This is a genomic window from Mycobacterium sp. (assembly GCF_035499775.1).
Classification (GTDB): domain Bacteria; phylum Actinomycetota; class Actinomycetes; order Mycobacteriales; family Mycobacteriaceae; genus Mycobacterium.
In genome coordinates this window covers 1-4,584 of sequence record NZ_DATJYB010000552.1, presented here as the reverse complement: position 1 = coordinate 4,584, position 4,584 = coordinate 1, and the positions used below count along the sequence as shown (strand labels likewise).

The following is a 4,584-nucleotide window of genomic DNA, read 5'->3' as shown; positions in this document are numbered from 1 at the left end:
CCGTCGTTGGATGCCCGGATCGCCGGGCGCCTCGGGCTGCGCGCCGATGTGCGGCGGGTTCCGCTGTTCGGCCTGGGCTGCGTGGCCGGGGCGGCGGGCGTGGGGCGTGTACACGACTATCTGCGCGGTGCGCCGGACGGCGTCGCTGCCCTGATCTCGGTCGAACTCTGCTCCCTCACCTACCCGGGATACAAGCCGTCGCTGGCGGGTCTGGTCGGCAGCGCCCTGTTTGCTGATGGAGCCGCCGCGGTGGTAGCCGTCGGCGAGCGTCGCGCCGACGAGGTCGGCGCCGGCGGGCCGGACATCGTCGATTCCCGCAGCCACCTGTATCCCGACTCGCTGCGGACAATGGGTTACGACGTCGGCACCACCGGGTTCGAGCTCGTGCTATCGAAAGACCTCGCGACTGTGGTCCGGCAATACATCGGCGACGACGTCCGCAGTTTCCTGGCCGCGCACGGTCTGAGCACCACCGACATCGGTGCCTGGGTCAGCCATCCGGGGGGGCCGAAGATCATCGAGGCGATCAACGAGAGCCTCGACCTGTCGCCGGAGGCCTTGGAGCTCACCTGGCGTTCGCTGGGCGAGATCGGCAACCTGTCGTCCGCGTCGGTGCTGCACGTGCTGCGTGACACCATCGAAAAGCGACCGCCCAGCGGAAGCCCAGGACTCATGATTGCGATGGGTCCCGGATTCTGTTCCGAACTCGTTTTGCTGCACTGGCACTGATGCGCGCCCGTGAGCTCTCCCTCGTCCCGTAACCGTCGCCTGGAAGAGGTGACGGCGATGGGATGTTGCAACGTCGGTGGGGGGCTTCCGAAAGGCGCGATCCGTGGTCACTGCGGCTGCTGAGTTTGGGCTGCGCGGGCGCCGGTATCGGTTGAGCGATACTAGAGACCGCATCGTATGAACAGCACTCAAGAAGACCTCGTTCGGGCGCTCCGCGAGTCGCTCAAGGAAAACGCGCGGCTCAAGCGCGAGAACCGCGAATATCTGGCATCCAGCACTGAACCGGTGGCGGTGGTGGGGATGGCGTGCCGCTATCCGGGCGGGGTGGATTCGCCAGACGCACTGTGGGACATGGTCGCCGCGGGCCGCGATGTGGTGTCGGACTTTCCGGCGGATCGCGGCTGGGATTTGACGGGGTTGTTCGACCCGGATCCGGATGCGACAGGCAAGTCCTACACCCGCAGCGGCGGGTTTTTGGCGGACGTGGCCGACTTCGACGCCGCATTCTTCGGCATCGCGCCCAGCGAGGCGCTGGCGATGGATCCCCAGCAGCGATTGCTACTGGAGGTGTCGTGGGAGGCGTTGGAGCGCACCGGAATTGACCCGGTGCAGCTGCGGGGGTCGACGACCGGGGTGTTCGCCGGGGTGTTTCACGGCTCGTACGGCGGCCAGGGTCGGGTGCCCGGGGAGCTCGAGCGGTACGGCCTGCGCGGTTCGACGTTGAGCGTGGCCTCGGGGCGGGTGGCCTATGCGTTGGGGCTGGAAGGCCCTGCGGTATCGGTGGATACGGCGTGTTCGTCGTCGTTGGTCGCATTGCATTTGGCGGCGCACTCGCTGCGGTCGGGGGAGTGCGATCTGGCGTTGGCGGGCGGGGTGACCGTGATGGCCACCCCGGCGATGTTCGTCGAATTCAGCCGGCAGCGTGCGCTTTCGGCGGATGGGCGGTGCAAAGCCTATGCCGGTGCCGCGGACGGCACCGGGTTTTCCGAGGGCGTCGGTGTCCTGGTGGTGGAACGATTGGCCGATGCGCGGCGGCTGGGACACGAGGTGCTGGCGCTGGTCCGCGGATCAGCGGTCAACCAGGACGGCGCCTCCAACGGCCTGGCGACGCCCAATGGGCCCTCGCAGCAGCGGGTGATTCGGGCGGCATTGGCCAACGCCCGACTGGGCGCCGGGGAGGTGGATCTGGTCGAGGGCCACGGCACGGGAACCACGCTGGGCGATCCGATTGAGGCGCAGGCGCTTTTGGCGACCTACGGGCAGGATCGGCCGGCTGATCGGCCGTTGTGGCTGGGGTCGATCAAATCCAACATGGGGCACACGTCGGCTGCGGCCGGGGCGGCCGGGGTGATCAAGTTGGTGCAGGCGATGCGCCACGGGGTGATGCCGCGGACGTTGCACGTGGATGTGCCTACGCCGCATGTGGATTGGGCGGCGGGTGCGGTGTCGTTACTCACCGAATCGCGGTCCTGGCCAAAGTCGGATCCGCCGCGCCGGGCGGGGGTGTCGTCCTTCGGGATCAGCGGGACCAATGCGCACGTGATCCTGGAACAGCCAGCAGAGCCGCCGACGCCGGAAAGCGTTCTCCCGGAGGGCGATACCGGCAATGCGGTTGTTCCGTGGGTGTTGTCGGCCCGCTCAGCGGAGGCGTTGACGGCTCAGGCGCAGCGGCTGTTGGCGCATGTGGGTGCGCATCGGGATCTTGCTGTGGCCGATGTGGGGTGGTCGCTGGTTTCGACACGCTCGACGTTCGAGCACCGGGCCGTGGTCGTCGGCGCTGACCGCGACCAACTGATTTCGGGTTTGGCCGGTTTGGCCGGCGGTGAGCCGGGCGCGAGCGTGGTGGCGGGGCGAGCCCAACCGGTGGGCAGGACGGTGTTCGTATTTCCCGGCCAAGGCTCGCAATGGGTCGGCATGGGAGCCGAGTTGCTCGACGCCTCTGCGGTATTCGCCGACCATATGCACCGGTGCGACAAGGCACTCGGCCAACACGTGCAATGGTCCCTGATCGACGTCATCCGCGGTGTGCCCGGTGCGCCGGGCCTGGATCGGGTGGACGTGGTGCAGCCGGTTCTGTGGGCGGTGATGGTGTCGCTGGCCGAACTGTGGCGCTCGCTGGGCGTGCTGCCCGATGCGGTGATCGGCCATTCACAAGGCGAGATCGCGGCAGCCTATGTGGCGGGCGGGTTGTCGCTGGACGACGCCGCCCGCGTGGTGGCGTTACGGAGCCGGTTGCTGGTGCAGTTGTCGGGTGCGGGCGGCATGGCATCGCTGGCCTGTGGGCTGGCACAAGCGCAGGACTTGGTTGCTGCGTGGGGCGACCGGCTGAGTATCGCTGCCGTCAACAGTGTTTCGGCAGTCGCGGTTTCCGGCGCAGTGGATGCGCTCGACGAGCTAATCCTGCGTTGTGAAGCCGAGAACGTGCGCGCCCGCAGGATCGACGTCGACTACGCCTCGCATTCGGTGCAGGTGGATGCCATCCGTGAGCCGCTCGCCGAAGCGCTGGCCGGCATCGAGCCCCAGTCTTCGCCGATCGCGTTCTTCTCCACGGTGACCGGCGAACTCATGGACACCGCCGGCTTGAACGCCGAGTACTGGTACCAGAGCATCCGGCGCACCGTCGAATTCGAGCGCGCGGTCCGCTGCGCGCATGACGACGGCTATCAGGTGTTCATCGAATCCAGCCCCCATCCGGTGCTGATCGCCGGTATCGAACAGACGTTGGATCTTGCCACCATCATTCCGTCACTGGGCCGCGACGATGGTGGGCTGGAACGATTTTGGCTGTCCGCGGCTCAGGCCCACGTCGCGGGCGTGGCGGTGGACTGGCGGGCCGCGTTCGCCGATCGGGCGCCCCAACGGGTCGAGGTACCGACGTATGCCTTTCAGCGGCAGCGGTTTTGGCTGCCGGTATTCGGCATCGGCGGTGCCGACCTGGCCGGTTTGGGAGTGGCGGGAGCTGAGCACGGGCTGCTGGGCGCGGTGGTGCAGCGCCCGGATTCGGGTGGGCTGGTGTTGACCGGCCGGCTGTCGCTGGCCGCTCAGCCCTGGTTGGCCGATCACGCGGTGGCCGGGGTGGTGCTGTTCCCCGGGGCCGGATTCGTGGAGTTGGCGTTGCGGGCCGGCGATGAGGTCGGCTGTTCGGTGGTGGAGGAGCTGACGCTGTCAGCGCCGCTGCTGCTGCCGGCCGCCGATGGCATTCAGATACAGGTGGTGATCGGCGCGCCGGAGGCGTCCGGGCGACGTGCCATGTCAGTGTATTCAGTTGGAGCTCAACCCGGTTCGGAATGGGTGTTGCATGCCGAAGGAGCGTTGAGCGCCGGGGTCGTCGAGCCGGTCGCGGATTTGTCGGTATGGCCGCCGGTGGGAGCGACGTCGGTGGATGTCGCCGACGTCTACGAGCGGCTGGCCGGGCGGGGATACGAGTACGGTCCGGCGTTTCAAGGGTTGCGGGCCATGTGGCGGCGCGGAGCTGAGGTGTTCGCCGAAGTCGCTGTCCCACAGGTCGGCGGAGAGAGCCATTTCGGCATCCATCCGGTACTGGTCGACGCGGCGCTGCACGCGATGGGAGTGGCCGCCGAGCAGGATGCGACGATGTTGCCGTTTTCGTGGCAGGGGGTGTGTTTGCATGCGGTGGGGGCGTCGCGGGTTCGGGTTCGGATAGCGCCGGTGGGCACGGGTGCGGTGTCGGTGGAGTTGGCTGACGGGGCGGGTTTGCCGGTGTTGTCGGTGCGGGAGTTGGTGGTTCGTCCCATTTCGGCGGGGGCGTTGTCGGCGGCGGCCCCTCGGTCTGGCGGGGGCTTGCTGGAGGTGTCGTGGTCGCCGGTGTCGTTGGGCGCCAGCGGTGATACGCCG

General features: G+C 68.0%; 2 protein-coding genes. Both read left to right on the top strand.

Features of this window, described 5'->3' with window-relative positions:
- The coding region (locus VML93_RS33685; RefSeq protein ID WP_325617457.1) for a type III polyketide synthase at positions 1–729 on the top strand (729 nt) is incomplete at its 5' end.
- Positions 730–906: 177 nt separating this feature from the next.
- Positions 907–4,584, top strand: a 3,678-nt coding sequence (locus VML93_RS33680) for a type I polyketide synthase (protein ID WP_325617455.1), incomplete at its 3' end; no start/stop codon positions are given.